General features: G+C 37.5%; 15 protein-coding genes. 8 read left to right on the forward strand and 7 right to left on the reverse strand.

What is annotated here, in order from left to right; all coding sequences use genetic code 11:
- Nucleotides 1–111: 111 nt before the first annotated feature.
- The 6 genes from H7A25_03860 to H7A25_03885 all read right to left on the reverse strand — a co-directional run bounded on the left by H7A25_03860 (nt 112) and on the right by H7A25_03885 (nt 8086).
- Nucleotides 112–1017 carry a 50S ribosomal protein L11 methyltransferase gene (locus tag H7A25_03860; GenBank protein ID MCP5499011.1) on the reverse strand — a complete coding sequence of 302 codons (906 nt, stop codon included), beginning with the start codon at nt 1015–1017 and terminating at the stop codon, nt 112–114.
- Nucleotides 1014–3461 (reverse strand): SpoIIE family protein phosphatase, encoded by a 2448-nt coding sequence (locus H7A25_03865; protein ID MCP5499012.1) that lies wholly within the window; start codon nt 3459–3461, stop codon nt 1014–1016. Before H7A25_03865 ends, H7A25_03860 begins: the two co-directional genes overlap by 4 nt.
- An 83-nt stretch (nt 3462–3544) precedes the next feature.
- Complete coding sequence (locus tag H7A25_03870; GenBank protein ID MCP5499013.1) at nt 3545–4846, reverse strand: glycosyltransferase family 39 protein; 1302 nt, start codon at nt 4844–4846, stop codon at nt 3545–3547.
- Between the two features lie 190 nt (nt 4847–5036).
- Nucleotides 5037–5375, reverse strand: coding sequence for an STAS domain-containing protein (locus tag H7A25_03875; protein ID MCP5499014.1), 339 nt, complete (start codon nt 5373–5375; stop codon nt 5037–5039).
- 159 nt (nt 5376–5534) lie between these two features.
- Nucleotides 5535–6062 (reverse strand): tyrosine-type recombinase/integrase, encoded by a 528-nt coding sequence (locus H7A25_03880; protein MCP5499015.1) that lies wholly within the window; start codon nt 6060–6062, stop codon nt 5535–5537.
- Nucleotides 6063–6562: 500 nt separating this feature from the next.
- Nucleotides 6563–8086, reverse strand: coding sequence for a CHASE3 domain-containing protein (locus H7A25_03885; GenBank protein MCP5499016.1), 1524 nt, complete (start codon nt 8084–8086; stop codon nt 6563–6565).
- Between the two features lie 242 nt (nt 8087–8328).
- On the opposite strand from H7A25_03885, the gene H7A25_03890 reads away from it, so the two are divergent.
- The 8 genes from H7A25_03890 to H7A25_03925 all read left to right on the forward strand — a co-directional run bounded on the left by H7A25_03890 (nt 8329) and on the right by H7A25_03925 (nt 16793).
- The gene (locus H7A25_03890; protein ID MCP5499017.1) at nt 8329–8886 is read left to right on the forward strand and encodes a hypothetical protein; all 558 of its coding nucleotides are present in this window, start codon (nt 8329–8331) and stop codon (nt 8884–8886) included.
- 42 nt (nt 8887–8928) lie between these two features.
- Complete coding sequence (locus tag H7A25_03895) at nt 8929–9249, forward strand: methylated-DNA--[protein]-cysteine S-methyltransferase (protein MCP5499018.1); 321 nt, start codon at nt 8929–8931, stop codon at nt 9247–9249.
- Between the two features lies 1 nt (nt 9250).
- Complete coding sequence (gene thiD / locus H7A25_03900; GenBank protein ID MCP5499019.1) at nt 9251–10039, forward strand: bifunctional hydroxymethylpyrimidine kinase/phosphomethylpyrimidine kinase; 789 nt, start codon at nt 9251–9253, stop codon at nt 10037–10039.
- An 11-nt stretch (nt 10040–10050) separates the two neighbouring features.
- Nucleotides 10051–12612 (forward strand): circularly permuted type 2 ATP-grasp protein, encoded by a 2562-nt coding sequence (locus H7A25_03905; GenBank protein ID MCP5499020.1) that lies wholly within the window; start codon nt 10051–10053, stop codon nt 12610–12612.
- Nucleotides 12613–12615: 3 nt separating this feature from the next.
- Complete coding sequence (locus H7A25_03910) at nt 12616–13521, forward strand: transglutaminase family protein (GenBank protein MCP5499021.1); 906 nt, start codon at nt 12616–12618, stop codon at nt 13519–13521.
- Nucleotides 13522–13670: 149 nt separating this feature from the next.
- Nucleotides 13671–14981: a pyridoxal phosphate-dependent aminotransferase gene (locus H7A25_03915; protein ID MCP5499022.1), complete on the forward strand. Its 1311-nt coding sequence runs from the start codon at nt 13671–13673 to the stop codon at nt 14979–14981.
- A gap of 2 nt (nt 14982–14983) precedes the next feature.
- Entirely contained in the window at nt 14984–15772 is a 789-nt protein-coding gene (gene murI, locus H7A25_03920; protein MCP5499023.1) for a glutamate racemase, read from the forward strand.
- A complete protein-coding gene (locus H7A25_03925) occupies nt 15762–16793 on the forward strand; it encodes a phosphoribosylformylglycinamidine cyclo-ligase (GenBank protein ID MCP5499024.1) in 1032 nt (343 codons plus the stop codon). The genes murI and H7A25_03925 overlap by 11 nt, the downstream gene beginning before the upstream one ends.
- Nucleotides 16794–16921: 128 nt before the next feature.
- Here the strand turns inward: H7A25_03925 and H7A25_03930 are convergent, their stop codons facing one another.
- Nucleotides 16922–19996, reverse strand: coding sequence for a hypothetical protein (locus tag H7A25_03930; protein ID MCP5499025.1), 3075 nt, complete (start codon nt 19994–19996; stop codon nt 16922–16924).
- Nucleotides 19997–20018: the final 22 nt, after the last annotated feature.

A 20018-nucleotide genomic window follows, 5' to 3' on the forward strand; every position in this document is an offset into this window, starting at 1 on the left:
CTCCTAAAGCGGTATATCTAAATACCATTTAAATTAAAATTACTGGATACCATCTTATTTTGCACGGAAATTGAAAAGTTTTATTTCATTTTCAATTTTTTTTTATCAGACTTATCTTTTCCAATCCAAAAGAATCCAATCATTGAGAGAAGCTTCATACAAAAGGTTTCCACCCAATTTTTGAGTAAAAAGCTCCATAGCTGCCTCCCGTTTTTCTGTAATTAAGCCACTGAAAAGGATTCGTTCGGTCTGGATATTTTTAATATTTTCAATATTTTTTGAGATAACCGCAAAAGTAATATTGATTAGAGTCAGATCATATTCCAGCGGAACCTTCTCATGATCAAAACCACCCTCATAGACCGAAAAATCTATTGAAGTATCCAGGGAATTTTCATTCCGGTTAAATTTACAGGCCTCTACGGCATTGGAATCTATGTCTATCGCGCAGATCTTTTTGGCTCCCAAGATTGCGGCAGCAATTCCTAAAACTCCGGAACCCGTTCCCATGTCCAAAACAGACTTTACTCCCTTCATGGCCGTTTCCATACGCTCAATCATAAGCTTTGTGGTTTCATGATGCCCGGTTCCGAAGGCAAGACCCGGATTTAAAAAAAGAGGAATACGATTGTCTTTTTTTAACTGAGTAATGATCTCTTCAGATTTTTTTTCCCAGGTAGGAATAATTCTAAGTGTTTTTCCTACATCAAACGGTTTATAAAATTCTTTATAAGCTTCTTCGTATTCTTTGGATTCGATTAACCTTGACTCCAAAAAGTATTCGGTCTGTACTGTTGCTTTTAAAAATATATGAAACTTTAGTTCGGATTCCAGATCGGTTTCGGGAAGATAAACGTGAATATTTGTATCATCTCTAAGGATTTTTTCTCCCGTTTTTTCTTGACTTAAATCTAATAGTATTTCATAATAATCGGATATTCCCATGCTTTCAACAAATTCTAAGAAGCTTTCTGAATTATCCTTGGGAAGGTTTACTTTTATTTCTTTATATCTCATTTTGTAAGTTCCAGTTTCTTTTTTAGATCTAAAAGATTTTTTTCTTTGATTGTATAATTTGAAAGTTTTATTAGTAATTTCTTGCTTTTCTCCATATTGCCCAGACGTTGATAAATGTCTATAAGATTCAAAAGGTTTCTAATATTTTCCGGTTCTCTGAGTCTCACTCTCTCTCCTTCCTCTGCTGCTTTCTCATATTTTTTGAGTCTTTTATTTAGATAAGAACTCCAGAAAATTGCCCTCGTGTTAAGATCGTTTAAGGAAAGATATATATTTAAAACTTCTAAGGATAAAGAATAGCTTCTTTTTTGAATGTATAGTTTAAAAAGTGAAATAAGAACTTCGGAGTGTTCCGGATAGTCTTTTATTATTTCCTTATATAGGGCGATGGCCTTATCCCGACTTCCCTGGTTTGCGTATTCCTTAGCTTCTTCTTCCTTTTCTATAATAGACTCCGGATAAGAAGTTGGTGTGGTCTTATTAAAACATAGTTTCATAATCGAAAGATCATCGATTAAATGTCCTCTTTGCAGTATCAAGTCTTTTAATTCATTTAACTTTCCTTTGGATTCATTCAGCAGTTTTAAAAAAAGTGTTTCATCTTCGTTAATAATTCGATGTCCATCTTGATCTACACCAATATCCAGATCATCTTTTCCATCTGAGCCCATGAAAACGCAGTCATTTTCCTGAAGTTGGAATATATTTATATAGACTCCTTCTCCTAAAAACTCGATTCCAATTTTTTTTAGTACCTTTTCATCAGGAAAAAATGTTGCGATTTCATCTCGATACAAACAGGAAAAAGGATATTCGGAATTGATAAAATATAACATTCCCGATTGCTCATCAACCAAACCAAATATGGCTGAAATCAACATAGTACCCTGAAAAGAAACGAAAACATTTTGTAACTCTTTAAAACTTTCTTTTAGCCATATTTCTGGTGATATATTTTGAAAATTGCTAGAAGACTTTGTTCTTTCCAAAATGGATCGAAAAACGGTTCCTATAACAATAGAGCCTCCGGCACCCTGAATCGATTTTCCCATAGCATCTGCATTTAAGAAGACCGTATAATTTTTCTTTCTCAAATTTATCCTGTCACTAATACAGATGTCTCCTCCGATTTCATGTTTTCGCTTTCGAAATAAAAATTTCTTTTTTTGTTCCATAATGAATTCTATTTGAACCGGACTTTCAGTTTGTTGAAAAAGAAAGTTTCCGGAAAGAGGTTTTATGAGAAGTGAAGTTAAGAAATAATCTCCATCCTGTTGGTTCTTTAAGGTCTGAACTTCTGTGAGGGTCTTTTGCAGCTTTTCAGTTCTTTTTTTTACTTTCGTTTCGAGGTTTTCATTCAGGACTTCAACCTTATTCATAACCCTGGCAAAACGATTTCCGAGGATAAATGCAATAGATAGGATAAACATAAAAAAAGTATAGTGACCGATTTTTGGAAAATAAAAAAGATTCATACTACTAGCTATGTCTACGAATATCCCTAAAGCCATAAGGAGAAAACCGGGAAATATATAAATCGCATCCTTATTCTTTTGTAAAGCCTGCCTGGTAGTTACGTAAATAATATAAAGAGAAGACATACTTAAGGAAATATAATAAATTAAGCGATAAATACGAATCGCTCCCATAGTTCCGAACAAAGATAAAAGAGAAAGAAGAATATTCACAAACAAAAATGCTTTAATGGGCTTGCTAACTTTATGAAAATAAAACCTATCGATAAAGAAAGAAAAAAATGGACTGGCTAAAAATAGAAGAATATGTTCGACTTTCCTGTGCAGGAAAACAGAGTTTTCAAAAAGAATATCCTGGGTAGTGGTATTGGCCACAAACCAGTATAAAGAAATACTAATCGAAAATAATCCGAAGTATAAGTTATATAAATCTTTCGGTCTTTTTGCAGAAAGAAGCAAGTGATATAGACCCACAACCAGGTAGATAATAAGAAAAATAAAGGACCTGATTTCACTGTTCATATGCTCATTATAGATCGCTTCTGAAGGACCAATTTTGATACTATCCATGAACTGTAGCGGAAAATCCCCTTCAGTATATAAAATAATCGTAATGTAGTTTTTTCCCTTAAAGTTCCGTATGGGAATATCTTTGAGGATATGCCTCATGGCTCCCGGTCTATAGGGTTTAACGGAGCCCCTTTCTCGCAAAAGGATTTGGTTAAAATAGGCTTTGGATACATCGAGTAACCTGCCTGCATTGAGGGCTACGGGAGTTCTCTGTTTCATTAACCGGAGAATGGATTCGGGTATTTCTTTTTTTAGGGTAATAAAGCCTGTCTTGATGCCCAGGGTCTTAGTGAGGTTAGTTGGAAGTTTTACCTCCGACCAGGTAAGTGGATCTTCTTCCAGATAAGAAGCTTCAAAACCGGTTTTATATTTCCAGGAACCATCAAGTTTGTGTATCACAGTCAAATCGTTTTTTGCTGTCTTGCAGGAAAAAAAGATAAAAATAATAAAGAAAAAGATTCGCATTTCAGAACCTACTATATTTATTTTTTAAGATATATAATAGCTTTTAAGTTTAAACCCTGTTTTTTGTTTGTTTCAAGTTTTATTTCTTTTTTTTGAAATAGCTCAGAATTATTTTGCAAGTAAGAAAGGATAAGAGGATTCACAAGTGCTTCCTCATAAAAAATAAAAGCATCCTGTGACTTTATTGTCTTTTCAAAACTTTCTTTATCAATAACAGGCAACTGTCCCGGTAGGAATTCTCGCATCCTTAAGTCGGGATACTTTTTTTCGAGGTAGAAGTAAGGATCCGGTATGGTGTGTATATAAGCCGATTTGGCTCCCCGGATAGAATCTGCAATTTTCTTAAAATAGGCTTCTATAGAAGCAGGTGTATTATATAAAATAAAAGAAAATAGAAGAACTTTACTGAGTATAAAGAGATTAAAAATAATCGTAAAATTCGGAAGATAACGAAGATACCCGATTTCACTAAAAGAAACTATGAGTAGAGAGAAGGGTGTTATAATATGAAATACATACCAGGACTCACTACTTAAAAATAAAAATATAAGCACGGATAAAGTCCAGAATAGAAAAAACTTGGAAAGAGAAGATACAACGATCTTCCGTTTGATAGGAATAAATAAGAGAAGGGAGGCCAGTATACTCAGGGCTTTCCATCTAGGGGAATCGAAAGCTGATAAAATGATCGTAACTTTAGTGAAAATTGGAAATTCACTGAGAAGGGTATTTTTACGGCTGAGTTGAGCACCAAATTGGAGTCTGAAGAGTTCCCATTCCGGGTGTATATAAAAAGCCCAGGCAAGAATGGGTAAGACACCGGCGATAAGAGAGGAACCGATATGCTTCCAGCTTGAGCTTCTGTACCAATAGAGATATAAAATAGGAAGCCCGTATACTACTGCAAAAGGATGGGATAAAAAAGAAAGAGAGAGAAAAAGACCTGCGAGGAAAGCTTCTCGTTTTTTAATCTTTCTATCCAAAAAACCAATGGAAAGAAAGTAGATAGATAAAAGGGCAAAAAAGAGACAGGTACCTTCCATACGCAGAGTATGAGTGACTTTTATGAAGAGAAAATCTGTACATAAAAGGATAGTACTCAGAAGCAATTGTTTGAGCGAAAATCCAAAATTGCGAGCGATGGAAATAACCAGGATAATATCCAGTAAGCCTATGAAACTGTTAATTGATCTGGCTATTTCTATGCTTGAGGGTAAAATAGTAAAAAAAAGCGATTGAATTAAAAAAAATAAAGGAGGCATCCAGAAGGTATAGTTATCCATTCCGGGTAATAGACCTCCGAGAACTTTTGTTGCCATTTTACCTGATTGTAGAAGCTCTCTGGCAGGACTGATGAATAGAACTTCATCAGGCCAGAGTAAGGGAAGGTTTCCTCCCAGAAAAATTGAGAATAGAAAAAAACATAGACAGAAACAGAATATGAAAAACCGAGATGAAAACACCTTCACATATTCTGCTTGCTATGAGGAAAAAAAAGAGGTAGAAGTATTACTTTCCAAGTGAAGCAATGGCTTCATCTTCAGTGGTATAAACATCAAAAAGATCAAGAAGTTCTACAACATCAAAAACCTTTTTTACCGGAGGAGTAATAGAGCAAAGTTTTAGTTTTCTACCCTGCTTGTTTAACTCTCTAACCATACCTACGAATATCCTGATCCCGGAAGATGAAATATACGAAATTGATTCCAGATTGATGATAATATCACCTTCACCTGACTGTACATCTTTAGCCAGGTGCGATTCTACTTCATCAGACTGGGTGATATCCAATCTCCCGGCTAGCTTTACCAGGACATGCTTTCCTATTTTTTGGGTCTTTATGTCCAATCGAAATCTCCTGATTCTATTTTCGGAATTTTAGGATTCTACTTTGAGAAACTGCTACCTAAAACTCCATACCTAACAATACGAAACAATGATTTCGTTTTTTCAGGAATAGTCAAGAGAATTTTCAATATATAACAATTTGTTTCAAAGGCAAAAAAATTAATAAAACCTCGGAGGATTCAAATTTTTTTCTTCTATGATTTTTTTTATAGTCCTCATTCGTGCATGGCCTAAAAATTTACGAATGGCTTTAAGTCCCCAACCCAAACCGATTAAATTGTTTATAACGGTTTGGCGGATTTTCGTTAAAGTAACCCGAATTCCAAGCTTTTTCTGGGTTTTTATCAGTATTTTCTCAATTGTTTTGGGGTGAAGTTGTGAATTTTTCCTGCCAACCAGAAAGTATTCATCGCCATCCCGCTGTCCCATCTGAATCCTGATAGACGGAAGTAGGTCTTCCGGAATAGGCAGGGCACGAGAACGAAAACACTTTTTCCAGGGATAAATTTTTATCTCTTTCTTCTCCAGGTCAATGTCCTTGTTCTTTATGTTGATAGCTTCACTGATAGTTAGGCCAAAGTTACAAAGGATTTTTAAACAAAGGGAGTGTTGAAAATTGTCCCTGCAGTTTTCCATAATGGCATTAAATTCCATTTCCGAATATGTTGTTTGCTCATTATCTTTCATAGCAATTTCGTTTTTTAAATTTACCTTTTCTTAATAATAAAAATTTTCAAATAAATTCGTATCACTTCCATAAACTAATAGCAAAGAAGGCAAAAAAAAGTGATACAAGTTTCGTCTATCGCAAAGCTATATTTGTCAACGGTAAGAGCAAGTTAATAAATAGATTATTCCTACCTAACGATATGTTTTTTTTGTTTATTTAGGGAAAAAGTCCACTTTCTAAAGAACCCTGTGCCCGTGCAGGTGCTTGGTTGCCAGTAAACAGTGTTTGATATTGGTTTTGTAGTAGATAAGTCTTTTTGGATTGGGGATTAGAGGTTCTGCTCCCGTCGTCAGAAATGGAGCGGTCACGACCCTTCCTTACGATTATAGTATTAGAAGAAGTAATTTATTAACCCCCACGTTTCAACGCGGGGTACGGGGGATTGGAAGCCTTACTTTCCGAAAGAGAAACACGGGATACTAATATCCGATACCTGAGCACGAAAATGCGATTTATCTTAACCGAGGTCAATTCCACGTTTATGATGTGTGCGCGATTTGTTAATCTTGAATCTTTGTATCATGTTCCGGAAAGACTCTGCTTGACTGGCTAATTCGACACTGGCAGCCGAACTTTCCTCAGCAGTTGCAGCAGCGTTCATTGCAACCTGAGAAATCTGATTTACACCGGATGTAGATTCTGCTACGCTTCTGGATTGTTCCAGAGAGGCATCTGCAATCTTCTTGATTAAATCGGTAACCTGAATGACTCCTGAGGTCATCTTGTTTAGTACCTCTGCTGTTCTATCAGCCATTTCTGTTCCTGTATTTACTTTTTTTATAGATCCCTCAATCAGTCTGGCAGTTTCTTTTGCTGCAACTGCGCTTCTTGAAGCAAGATTGCGTACCTCTTCCGCTACCACGTTAAACCCTTTACCATGTTGTCCGGCTCTTGCCGCTTCCACTGCTGCATTTAAAGCCAGTATATTGGTTTGAAAGGCAATGGCATCGATTTCTTTAATAATTTTAGCAATATTTTCTGAGGTTTCACTGATTTCCTTCATAGCAACAATCAGAGCTCCCATTTCTTTATTACCAGCTAATGCCTGTTCTTTTACGATTGAGGCCTGGTTACTGGCTGATTCTGCGCTTATAGCATTGTTCTTTGCCTGTTCCTCTATCTGTTTTAAAGTAGCGGTGATTTCATCTACACTGGAGGCCTGTTCGGAAGAACCCTGGGCAAGAGTATTACTTGATTCGGATACCTGTTTGGAACTAATTAATATTTGAGAAGAAGCATTTGCAACTTCCTCAATTAAGCTACTCATATCGCTTATCATACTATTGAAAGTATCCCCTAATGTTAAAATTTCATCATTTGATTTAATCTCTGCTTTAACGGTAAAATCCCCTTGAGAAGCAACTTCCATTAGGTTTAATAATTGATGAATAGAGTTTGTAATTTTATTTGAAAGAAAAAGAGAAATAATAATAGAAATACAAATTGCAATAAAAGAGCCAATAACAATCACACCAATAGTTATACTCAAAAGTCGCCCGGATTCTCTTTCCCGTATCTTCAGTAACTTATACTCGATAGTTTTGCTCTTATCCAAGATTTTTCGAATATTATCCATAGAGCTTTTCCCGATGGCTTTTTCTTCTGCTTCAATGATTTCACTGAGCTTTCGTTTTCCTTCGTTGACTTCCTTTCTATTCGCAATCGCTTTTTCTGCTATAGAAATCCAGGTAAGAATATTAGTATTCATGTCCGTTAATAGTTCTTGCTGTCTTGGGTTATCGGAAGTAAGTTTTTTTACATCGGAAAAATGAGTCACTATATTCGTTTTTCCCAGTTTAAAGGGTTCTAAAAATTCTTCTTTTCCTGTAATGGCATATCCTCTCTGTCCTGTTTCCATGTTTATAAGGCTAATAAGTATAGAATCTAACTTCCCGAGTACCTCATAGGTATGAGAATTCCATTTATTTGCCTGTGCTAACCTTTTAACACTAAAAAAGGAGGTAACTGATAGGATTATCATTATCAGCAATACAAGGAAAAAGCCAAATAATAGTTTACTGCGAATACTTGCCTGTTTTTTTCATGATTATACCGTTATTATTTATAGCAAATATCGTACCATGAAAATATTTTTTGATATTTTTATGTAGCCCATCGAGAAAATCTCTTTTACTGCCTATTTCCAGTTTTTTTTACTCTCTAGCATATTAATTGCATTGGTATTTTTGTTTCTTTTATGGAATTATACTGCATACTGGGATTATGAAATCAGGATTTTTTTTATTCGTTATTTTTCTTATGATTACCTGCACCGGAGAGAAATCCTCGAAACCTCTCAGTCCGGAGGAAGAAAAAAGAAAAAGATTAGAAGAGGTTTTTTCGGGTAATTTGAAAAAATATAACTTCAAGAAATTGGCTGATGGAAGCTTCTCTTTAAGTATTGAATACGGAGGGAGTATGGCTCTCACTTTTTTTGAACAGGACAGGTACGCAGAATATATGAAAAAAATTCATGCTTTTTATGTGTATAAAACCTTTCTTTCACTGGATAAGTTGAACTCCTTACAACTCAGCCTGGTAAAACCTTACTACGTCAATTACCCGGATTTGAATAAAGAAATGATTGAGGAATTTGAAATTTTTAGAATTTCGGTGGATAGGACTATTCTGAACCCGGTTTTAGAAAAAAAAGTACCGGAGGACTACGAAAAAGGTTCCGCTAAGAAGAAATTTTCTCCCGAAATGCTAATTATCATAAACTCAATTATTTCCAAATGGAAAGTTGAGCTGGACGAGTTTCACCGAGTGGAAATAAAATAAGCTTGAGTTATTTTTAGTAAAACAGTACGATTTCTCAAAAATATGAACGAAGAGATTACTTTTTATACAAAGGTTTATGAACTGGTAAAAAAAATTCCGAAAGGTAGAGTAAGTTCATATGGAAGGATTGCAGCTCTTTTAGGGCAGCCTCGGGCAGCCAGGGCCGTAGGTTATGCGTTAAATTCCCTAAAAAAACATGATCTTCAATCAGTTCCCTGGCAGAGGGTTATTAACTCAAAAGGAGAAATTTCTTTCAAAGGAGATACTTTTCGTGCCAATTTACAAAAAAGACTTTTGGAGAAAGAAGGGATCCTCTTTGATGAAAAGAGTCGTGTTGATTTAAAAAAACAAGGATGGCCATAAAATGAATACAGATAGGAAGGCTATAGTTCTCAGTATTGCAGGTTCTGATTCCGGAGGTGGGGCCGGAATACAGGCTGATTTAAAGACATTTTCACATTTTGGGGTTTTTGGAACAACAGTTGTTACCTGTATTACCGCACAAAATCCGGAAAAGATTAGCGGTATTCTGGATGTTCATCCGGATTTAGTTCGAAAACAGCTAATTTCTATATTAGGTTATTACCATGTAGATTCTATAAAAACCGGTATGTTATTTTCCAAACAAATTATTCATACGATTGCGGATGTTTTAAAAAAGAAACTTTGTAAACTGGTCGTTGACCCGGTTATGGTTTCTGCCAGTAAGACCCGCTTATTACAGGAAGATGCTATCGAGGCCCTCGTGAAGGAATTAATTCCTCTTGCTTCCGTAATCACACCTAATATAGATGAAGCAGAAATACTAATCGATGAAAAAATCACTTCTGTAAACCAACTGGAAGATACTGCTAAAAAATTATATGATAGATTCGGAGTTCCGGTTCTATTAAAGGGCGGGCATTTGCATGATGGTAAGGTGGTGAAAGATATTCTGAAAGACGCTTTTAATACCCGCGTTTTTTCAAACCCATACATCGAAAATGTAAATACGCATGGAAGCGGATGCACTTATTCTTCAGCAATCGCATCTGAGTTAGCACTTGGGAAAAATTTGGAAGATTCTGTTCTATCGGCCAAAGAATATCTCTGGAAAGGAATGAAACATTCTGTAAAACTAGGCCCTATACAGGGAATCAACCATAACCCATAAACAGGAATAATATGATTGCTTTACCGGAAATAAAGTTTAAAGAATCTAAACTAAGTCATAAAAACTCTTTTAATGAATTAGAAAAAGAAAGTTCTCTAGATATGCTTCAATACATAAAGAAGCAACCCCTGAATCGGCTACGTTCTATTCAAAAAAAAATAAACTTCGCTCTGAAAGAACAGGGAATAACTTTCGGTCAGAGGTTTGATAATTCCGGTAAAGAACGTTTTTGGAATCTGGACTTTGTTCCTCATGTTATTTCAGGAGACGAATTTGATTTTATTTATAGAGGTTGTAAACAAAGAATAACAGCCTTAAACATGCTTCTTAATGACATCTATTCTGAAAATCGAATATTGCAGGAGAAAGTTATACCTAAAGAAGTTATTCTGGGGGATGATAATTATTTACGTTCCTGTGTAAATGTGAAAATACCAAATGATGTCTATATTCATCTCAGTGCAACCGATATTAGTCGTGACTGTAAGGGAGAATACCATGTTGTAGACGATAATGTTGCCATTCCCAGTGGTATAGGTTATGCAATTCTTAACAGACAAATTTTGCGTCAACAATTTCCCGGAATATTTGATAACCGTAAAATACGTTCTGCATGGAATACAACCAGTCTTATGCTTTCCAGTTTTAAAGATTGTGCTCCCAGAAATGTAACCAACCCTTCTATTGTTTTACTTTCACCGGGTATCTATAATGATGCCTACAGTGAACATGAATATCTGGCCAATCAGATGGGAATTCCTCTTGTTCATCCCAAAGATTTACTGGTTAAAGAAAACCATGTCTTTATGAAAACAGTAGACGGGCATTCGCGTGTGGATATTATTTATAGAAGAATACAGGATTACTACATAGATCCTGTAAGCTTTTATCATGATAGTATTTTAGGAGTGCCGGGGCTTTTTTCCTGCGTATACCACGGAAATGTAACGGTAGTCAATAGTATTGGTTCGGGTGTGGCAAGCTCCAAAGCCTTGCTTCCTTATATAGATGATATTATTCGTTTCTATTTATCTGAAGAGCCCATATTAAAAACAGTAGATACTATGTTATTGCACAAGGATAAGATAGTTGAGCATGTTTTTCAGAATATTAAGTCTTATGTAATTAAATCTTCTCAGGGAACCGGTGGCAGGGGAGTTTTAATCGGGGAGGAGGCTACAAAAGCCGAAGTAGCTGAATGGAAAAATAAGGTATTAGGAAATCCTTTCGGGTATGTAGCCCAAAAGTTAAGTCCCCTTTCTTGTTCCCGCATTTTTTCTGAAGATGCTCTAGAATCGAGATATGTAGAAACGAGGTTTTATAGTTTTTTAGGAAAGAATTTTCATCTGAGTAATGCTGCTCTGACCCGCGTAGCTTATCAAGAAAATTCTTTGATGGTATGCAATTCTATGGGTGGAGGAAGTAAGGATACCTGGATTATGGGGGACAGTATGCCCAGCTTACATTCTCCTATCAGTATTTTTAGCGATCCCAGTAAGCAAGCCAGTATATTAAGTCGTGTGGCCGAAAACTTATTCTGGTTAGGTCGTTACATGAATCGAGTTTTAACCACTGCCAATGTGTTGCAGGTTACTTATTCTTCCGAGTTAGATCAACTCATAGGTTCTTACGATCCATCCTATAAGCGAATTATGATATCTATGTCTCGCTTAACCGGAACTCCGACCTCAGCTTTTGCAAACACCGATACACCCTGGTTTGTAGCTTTTTTTCGTCAGGCAGTTGCTGATCTAAAGAATCCATATTCAATGGTTTCAAATATAAACTTTTCCATGAACAATGCAAGGGAAATTCAAAATTATCTTCCGGATGAAATGTGGACATCTTTGAGAAAACTTTCTTCCATGATGGAAAATATTCCGGATATGGAGAAAAACGATCCGGATATCAACCAGATTTTGGATTGGCTCGGAAAAGTATTTCATTACTGCCTTGCCTTTTTTGGTTTATCTCTTGATACATTTTCGAGACAGGAAATTTTGCAATATGTTCAATTAGGAAGATATATCGAACACTGTAGTTCAATTTCTATGGTTCTAAAAGCCACCCTAAAATTTACAATGGATGCCTATCGCAAAAGTGATCGTCTTACTAATATGCATCCTTTTATTATCATCATGCTAAAAATCTTAAATTCTTACGAGGCTTATCAATGGACTTATCAGGCTAACTATGAGCCTTATCTTGCGTATCGTATGCTTTTAATTGATAAAAACTATAGCAATTCCTTTGTGAACTGTTTAATTAAAATAAAACAAATTCTTTTTTCTACTTCACAATTAGATATTCGCTATATGGATGAATCCCCGGAATATTTATGTGATTTATTAGTGAGTCGAGCTTTTTCTTTTGATTTAAAAAAGCACCTGAGTAAAAGTATCGATAGTATACAGATTTATCAACAAAGACCCTACGAGATTATTTTTTCTAAGAATAGCCTGGCTACGGGTGCCTGGACTTTGAGTCTTATTCGTGGAATTCGCCAACTGGCAAATAAAATAATCGATAGATATACGAATATTGCGTATCCGACTCCATTTACGAGGGAATAAACTATGCCCAGATTTATTGTAACCCATACTACTATTTATGAATATGAATACGAAGCGATGGAATCTTATTCAAAGGTGATTTTATCACCTCTTGAAACTTTTTGCCAGGGGATTAATTCGACCGAGTTAGAAATTCGACCCAGTGTTCCTTTTTATTCCCATAGGGATTATTTCGGAAACCTTAACTACGAATTTTCAGTGCCATTTCGGCATAAGCATCTGGAAATAACTTCCAGGAGTGATGTAATTACCTATCCTCCTTCTTTAGAACCTTTAAAATCCAATATGAAAATAAAAGAGGCCCGTCAGTGGTTTAAAGAAAATGATTTATTATTTTACGATTATCTAAAACCCTCCTATTTTGTAAAAACAAATGGAAAAGTTGTACATAAATTCGCAGAACGTTTTCTTCCGGATGATAAACCGATAGGAGAAGCTATCCTGGAACTCAATCGATCTTTTACAAAAGAATTCAAGTACAAATCGGGTTCCACTACAATTAATACTCCGGTAGAAGAAGTGTTGGAGAAAAAGCAGGGAGTATGTCAGGATTTTGCCCATTCTATGATTTCTATTTTACGGACAGCCGGAATTGCAGCCAGATATGTGAGCGGTTATATTGAGAGTTATAATCCAAATAGTGCAAATAATCTGACCGGTTCTGAACAAAGTCATGCCTGGTTGGATGTTTATCTACCGGAACGTTCCTGGATGGGAATGGATCCCACTAATAATATGGCTTCATCCGAGCAGCATATCCGTGTGGCTGTAGGAAGGGATTTTTACGATGTGTCTCCGGTTAAAGGGACATTTAAGGGAGCCGGAAAGCAATTTCTCAAGGTCGATGTGAAGGTCAGAAGGGCAGAAACAGTAAATCAGAAGATTCAAAACTTAAACCAGAGAGAATGAACTTTATTCTTTGTATTGCCTTAAACCTTTTTGAACACCGAATTATAAAATTCTAAATTATGAATCCCCTTAAAAAAAGTTAGGGAGTTTTTCTTTCTCGAAATAATTCGATTGATGCAGTAAGCCTCTAAAAAGTTACAGTAAGTAAAATGAGAAGGAATATTGTTCACCCCGGTGCAGATGCCCTTACCTATGAGATCAGGCAAATCGTGGGCACTGCTAAGAAATTTGAAGCCTGTGGAATCCCCATAACCTGGGAAAACATCGGTGATCCCGTCAATAAAGGAGAAAAAATTGCTCCCTGGATGGTAGAAATCGTTTCCGGATTGATTCAGAGTAGCCTTTCCTGGGGGTATACCGCATCCCAGGGAGACATTCGAACCAGAGAATTTCTCGCGGCGAAGGTGAACGAAAGGGGAGGCGCCAAAATTACTCCCGATGATATTCTATTTTTTAATGGTCTTGGAGATGCAGTCGCTAAGATTTTTGGCTTCATGAGAAGGGAAGCGAGAGTTTTGGGGCCAAGTCCGGCTTATTCCACATTCTCTTCGGCTGAGGCAGCTCATAGTGGTTATGAACACTTAACTTATGAGTTAAACCCGGACAACCACTGGATGCCCGATATAAACGATATCGAGCTAAAAGTAAAATATAATGATTCGATTACCGGGATTCTTTTAATAAATCCGGACAATCCTACAGGAGCTGTTTATCCGAGAGAAGTAATCGAAGCCATTGTGGATATCTGTGAACGGTATAACTGTATGCTTATTTGCGATGAAACCTATGCACATGTGAACTATTCGGGTTCAGGTTCCTTACATCTTTCGGAGTTTATAGGAGATAAGGTTTGCGGAATGGCTCTTCGTTCTATTTCCAAAGAACTTCCCTGGCCGGGTTCCCGTTGTGGTTGGATTGAAGTTTTAAATCGCAAAAACGATCCGGTGTTTGAACGTTATATCCAATCCCTGATTGACGCCAAAACCTTGGAGGTTTGCTCAACTACTCTTCCCCAGATGGCAATTCCCCAAATTTACTCATCGCCCAATTTTATTCCACATTTAAATGCACGGAATGAGAAATTCAAACACAGGGCCGGACGGGCCATGGAAATTTTAGCCGGGACAAAAGGGATTAAGCTCGTGGAACCTAAAGGTGGTTTTTTCCTTACCGTTTTATTTGAAGATGGAGTCCTTTCTGACAGCATGAGTCTGCCGGTTGAGAATCAGAAAGCCAAAGGACTTTTGAATGAAATACTCAAGAAAAATGTACCGAGAGATAGAAGGTTTATTATGAACCTTTTAGCTTCAAAGGGAATTTGTGTGGTGCCTCTGACTTCATTTAACTGTGAAAAGCCAGGTTTTCGGATAACACTATTAGAAGAAGATTCAGCCAAATTTGACTGGGTGATGAAATCTATACGGGAGAGCATTGAAACTTTTATTGCCTCGGGCAAATAAATATGGGACAATCTCGTCTTAAAATCGGAGTCTTAGATTCCGGACTGGGAGGACTCAGTGTCCTTCCGGGTTTGAGTTCAGCTTTTTCTTCTGAACTTTTTTACTATGGTGATCTGGCTAATAGCCCTTTTGGCCCGAAGCCTACCGAAGTTGTTCTTGCTCTAACGGACACTATTTGTAAGTTTCTTATTGAAAAGCAGGGAGTTGAAAGTATCCTGATTGCCTGCAATACCGCCACCTCTGCTTCTGTAGAATTTTTACGGGAAAAATATCATATTCCGATATTTGGTATGGAACCTGCCATTAAACCGGCAGTCAGAGATAACCCGAAAAAAAAAGTTGCTTTGCTCGCGACTTCTTTAACTTTAAGAGAAGCAAAATTTGATAGACTAAAAAAAAATATCGGTGCTGAAGAATGGATACACCCTGTTTCCTGTGATGGTCTTTCCAGTTTAATTGATAATGGAGAAACCAAAAAAATCCAGGATTTTTTAAAACCTATTTTAGAGACTTTAAAAACAGATGGAATAAAACCGGTGGTATTAGGCTGTACACACTATACACTGGTGAAAGAAATTATACAAAACTTATATTCTGATATTGAATTATACGACGGGGCAGAGGGAACAATACGGCATATAAAGAACCGACTCTGTCCTGATTGTGAAGAAGTAAAAGAGGAAGGTGAAAAACCTATTCAGATATATTTAAATGGTGGGACGGAAAAGGACTACCAGATGGCATATTACTATTTAGAACAGCTAAAGAAGGAAAAAAAACATGTCAAATAAACCGACTTACAAAGATGCAGGAGTTGATACAGAAGCCGGAAGAGAGTTTGTATCATCTATTAAAGATGTAGTTAAATCCACATATAGTAAAAATGTATTGGCCGGTATAGGCGGCTTTTCTGCTGCATTCGATGTCTCCTTTTTAAAAGATTATAAAAATCCTGTATTACTCAGTGGAACAGATGGAGTGGGAACCAAACTTGAACTGGCAAGGTTATTAGGCAAGCATGATACGGTTGGAATTGACCTCGTCGCTATGTGCGCCAATGATATTTTGGTAAACGGAGGCAAACCTCTATTCTTTTTAGATTATATGTCCTGCGGTAAATTAGAAATTTCTAAAATGAATCAAATTGTAAGAGGTATAGCAAAAGGTTGTGAACTGGCCGGAGCTTCTCTTATAGGTGGAGAAACAGCCGAGCATCCCGGTATCATGAAAGCAGATGAATACGATCTCGCCGGTTTTGTAGTAGGGGCAGTAGAAAAAGAGGATATCATTGATGGAAATTCTATCGAAACAGGAGATGTACTTCTCGCCCTATCATCGAGCGGCCCTCATAGTAATGGTTTTTCATTACTTCGAAAATTATACCTCTCTGATGGACAACTTCCGAAAAGTGAAACTGAACTCTCCTTTATTCGTGATTTCTTAATGCAACCAACAAAAATTTATGTAAAACCTATTTTGAATGTTTTGAGTCAGCATAAAGTGAAGGGCATGGTACATATTACCGGTGGAGGTTTTTATGAAAATATACCGAGAGTTTTTAAAAAGGATTTTACTGCTCGTATTGAATTAAAAAAACTTCCTCCTTCCTATGTTTTTGATAAAATACAAACCGACAAAGGACTGGACTCAAGAGAAATGTTTTCGACCTTCAATATGGGTACCGGATTTCTACTTGTAGTTTCTAAGAATGATGCGGATTCCATCATGGAAAGCTTAAAGAGGGAAGGAGAAGAAGCCTATCTAATAGGGGAAATCAGTGCTTTTAAAGGGGAAGAAGTTCACTTATACTGAAGGAAATTTACCGGAGTATTTTAGCTAAGATTCCTTGAATGTTCGTTGAAGCAAATTGTTGCTGTTTGTGCATCTTACAATAAGAAAATTCATGACCTGCAAATACTACAGGTCATGAAATCTAAATCTTAATTACAGGGGGCTACGATAATGCTTCCCGGGTCTGAAACGGCGGAGCCTTTCAGGGGAATATTAGCAAAAAGATAGGGATTACCTGCATCGGCTGCCGGAACCTTTAATCCTTTAAACGCAATCGCATTATCTGTCCTTGCACTTAAGTTACATACCGCTCCGCTTGACGGATTGGTAAGAGCCGGGAAGGGAACTTCACCGGGTAGAGGTATCTCGTGCAAGACACTGTTTACCAGGGGAACTACCAGAGATGTTACCAGGGGATCTAATACAGTAGTAATTCCTTTGGGATCCAGACCGTAAGGATTATATGTCGATCCTTCCAAAACAGCGAGGGTGTAGTGTAAGTTGCTGGTAAAGATTTTTACACTCAGAGCATTCAGGTTATTTTTGTTGGTATCACAGCTCGCAAGACCCTGTGCGCAGGGTTTATTAGAGAATTCTTTAAAACTGGCTTTTGCATCTGCTAATAAACTTACCCTGACAGTTCCGATGGTATACTTCGTTCCATCTTTACGTTTTCCCTGAACGGTAAGCTGTAAATCATTGAAAGTAGCCTTTACACTCGGGCCTGAAGTTTCATCTGCCGGATCATAAGTAGAATGCGGAATCATGGTTAGTACCGGAGGCATAACCGGATCTATCTTAAAGATCACCGCATCATCTCCACTTATCGGTGTTAATGGAGTCCCGCTTGCATCTACTCCTTTTACTTCATTCTGTCCGGGTGCTAAGATGGAAACTATCGCAGAAGCTTTCAGGATAGATTTGGAAAGCTTGAGGAGAGGGTCATCCCCGGCAAAGGAGTTAATCGCATCGATAAAGTTTTCGTCTATGCTTAAGTCCAGAACCCTGTTTTTCCACATGTGGTAAGCTGCCTGGTTTACTGCATCGGAATGTAAAGCCAGCATCATTCCCGGATTGGCGGCACTCATTTTGAAAGGCTCGCTGTTTTCCGGGTTTATCAAAGGCTCATTCGGATTTTTGGTATATACAAAACCCGGCTTCGCAGAGTGAGAACGTGGATTCGTATTTGGTGTGGCTGCTGTAATTCCCGTATGAACGGAGGCTACTATGGCTTTGTTGGTTCCATCATGTCTCACCCTGGCGTCACTGGAAAGCTGGATTTTTGCATTTAAAGGATAGCCTCCGAGAGGTGCCGGCAAATAATCAGGAAGGGCAATGGTTACACCTTCTGTTTTTAAATTTCCCACAACTGCGTTCAAGACATCCGGTGCGATTTTTTGCACCACATCTTTGAGCATATTCTGGGTGATAGCTCCTTTTACCTGAGGAACGAGGCCATTGGCTATCATCTCAGTTATAGGTTCTAAAAGATCGGCGGCCCAGCTTGTAGACTTGATTAGCTCCATGTTTCCTACTACAAGGTTTTGCACCCATCCATCTACATAGAAATTTCCGTTTATGGGATCAGTAGGAACATGAGGAGTATTGATTGCAAGGTTTAAAACTCCTTCAGAATTTACACCCAGTGCGGTTCTGGCCCTGGCAAGCCGTAAACTATTGTCTGAACCATTTAGAGTAATATTCGTTGAGAAGAAAAATTTACTTCCGGAAGGAATTACAAGGCCAAGAGTACTTCTATTTCTTGCAATCACATTCAGTGTAATATAAGCTTTTCTTCCTTTTAAGTCGATTCCCATTTCGCCATCGGAGTTTACCACCATTTCGGCTTTCACAGTATCATTCCCATCGGTTAAACCCGGAATACTGATAGAGCCCACATAAACATCCATATCGAAGTAAGAATTACTCCAAAAACTTAAAATACCATTATAGGTTCCTACAAATAGACCTTCATTTCCATTCGGTCCGCAATAACCTCCATCGGGGTTATCACCATAACTTTTAACGAATTGAAAATTCGCTTCGCCATCACTATAGTTAATACACTTTGTTGTATTTTTCGCGTTGGATTTGGGTAAGCCGGCAAAGTCATTAAATGTTTTCCCGGTTACTTTGAAATCATTAGCAGTAAATCTTTCTACTACTCGTTTTAAAAATTGAACCATGTGAGCTTCATCTAATACACCGGAAGCTACATTTTTTACGAGTCCGTTCACTTCTGTGTTCACATCACCATAGTTAAAACTAAAGTACCTCTTATAGGTCTTTCCTGACTTGGTGTTGATTTCGTAGTAGTAGGTGTTTCCGCCTATACTCGGAGGAAGGGAAGTGCTACTTAAGTCCATAGGAGAAGCAAGAGAAGAACAGGGTTCTAAACAAATATCCACTGCCAGTTCCGTATTTCCCATTTTCTTCAATTGAACCTTTTGGATAGTATCAAACACATTTGCGGTATTCACAAAATTTGTGTTGAGGATAATCGCACCTTCATCCTTCTCCAGGGTCACATCATCGACTCCACCTAGAGTATAGTTGTTTACTCCCTGGTTTACCGATACGTTCAACAGGTAATCGTGAGAGGCTGTAAACTCTTTGGAAAAAGCCTTGAGAGCTTTTCCATCTTCCGTAAGAGCTCCTGCACTGATACTTAAAGTGTAAGTCTCGGAAGAGTTCAGTTCCTTGTAAGGGTCAAAGATAAGTCGTCTCGGACTTCTCCAGATAAATGTACCACCTCCACCCGGTCCCAAAAGGGCACCTGCGGTTTTACCCGTTATTGAGAAATTCGCTTCCACGCTTCCTTCTTCCGGATTCAAAGGGTCTTTCGCCTGTTTCATTGCATGAGAAAAGATAATCTCAAGACTCTTGTAACGATCAACTTCAGAGGTATCACAAACTCGAAAGTAGGCTTCCGGGCCATTTTCTCCGAAGCTTGTTGGAGGTTCCGTATTGGCCGTACAGGTACTCGAACCTGTTGTATCCGTTTCCACATAGAATTCTACTGAACCGGGGTCTGTTGTCTTGCCCGTCGTAGGATTTTCTTCGCTATCCAGAGGTTCTGTATAAGCATCTAACTTCTGTCCCTGTAAGGCCAGGGGTAAAATGTCAGGTGCTTTCATTTTCTCGTTACAGGCTGTTAAAAAGGTAAAAGCTACACTCAAGAATAAAAATTTTCCAATTGTTAAGCTTAATTTTTTCGTTTTCATCGTTTTTCTCCATTCATAATTT

The organism is Leptospiraceae bacterium (assembly GCA_024233835.1).
In the GTDB taxonomy this organism is placed as follows: domain Bacteria; phylum Spirochaetota; class Leptospiria; order Leptospirales; family Leptospiraceae; genus JACKPC01.

What these genes read in the sequence shown, in the direction of transcription:
- H7A25_03860 (MCP5499011.1), bottom strand. Translation starts at nt 1,017, where the DNA reads ATGAGATATAAAGAAATAAAAGTAAACCTTCCCAAGGATAATTCAGAA.
- H7A25_03870 (MCP5499013.1), bottom strand. Translation starts at nt 4,846, where the DNA reads ATGGCAACAAAAGTTCTCGGAGGTCTATTACCCGGAATGGATAACTAT.
- H7A25_03880 (MCP5499015.1), bottom strand. Translation starts at nt 6,062, where the DNA reads ATGAAAGATAATGAGCAAACAACATATTCGGAAATGGAATTTAATGCC.
- H7A25_03885 (MCP5499016.1), bottom strand. Translation starts at nt 8,086, where the DNA reads ATGATAATCCTATCAGTTACCTCCTTTTTTAGTGTTAAAAGGTTAGCA.
- H7A25_03890 (MCP5499017.1), top strand. Translation starts at nt 8,329, where the DNA reads ATGAAATCAGGATTTTTTTTATTCGTTATTTTTCTTATGATTACCTGC.
- H7A25_03895 (MCP5499018.1), top strand. Translation starts at nt 8,929, where the DNA reads ATGAACGAAGAGATTACTTTTTATACAAAGGTTTATGAACTGGTAAAA.
- thiD (MCP5499019.1), top strand. Translation starts at nt 9,251, where the DNA reads ATGAATACAGATAGGAAGGCTATAGTTCTCAGTATTGCAGGTTCTGAT.
- H7A25_03905 (MCP5499020.1), top strand. Translation starts at nt 10,051, where the DNA reads ATGATTGCTTTACCGGAAATAAAGTTTAAAGAATCTAAACTAAGTCAT.
- H7A25_03910 (MCP5499021.1), top strand. Translation starts at nt 12,616, where the DNA reads ATGCCCAGATTTATTGTAACCCATACTACTATTTATGAATATGAATAC.
- H7A25_03915 (MCP5499022.1), top strand. Translation starts at nt 13,671, where the DNA reads ATGAGAAGGAATATTGTTCACCCCGGTGCAGATGCCCTTACCTATGAG.
- murI (MCP5499023.1), top strand. Translation starts at nt 14,984, where the DNA reads ATGGGACAATCTCGTCTTAAAATCGGAGTCTTAGATTCCGGACTGGGA.
- H7A25_03925 (MCP5499024.1), top strand. Translation starts at nt 15,762, where the DNA reads ATGTCAAATAAACCGACTTACAAAGATGCAGGAGTTGATACAGAAGCC.
- H7A25_03930 (MCP5499025.1), bottom strand. Translation starts at nt 19,996, where the DNA reads ATGAAAACGAAAAAATTAAGCTTAACAATTGGAAAATTTTTATTCTTG.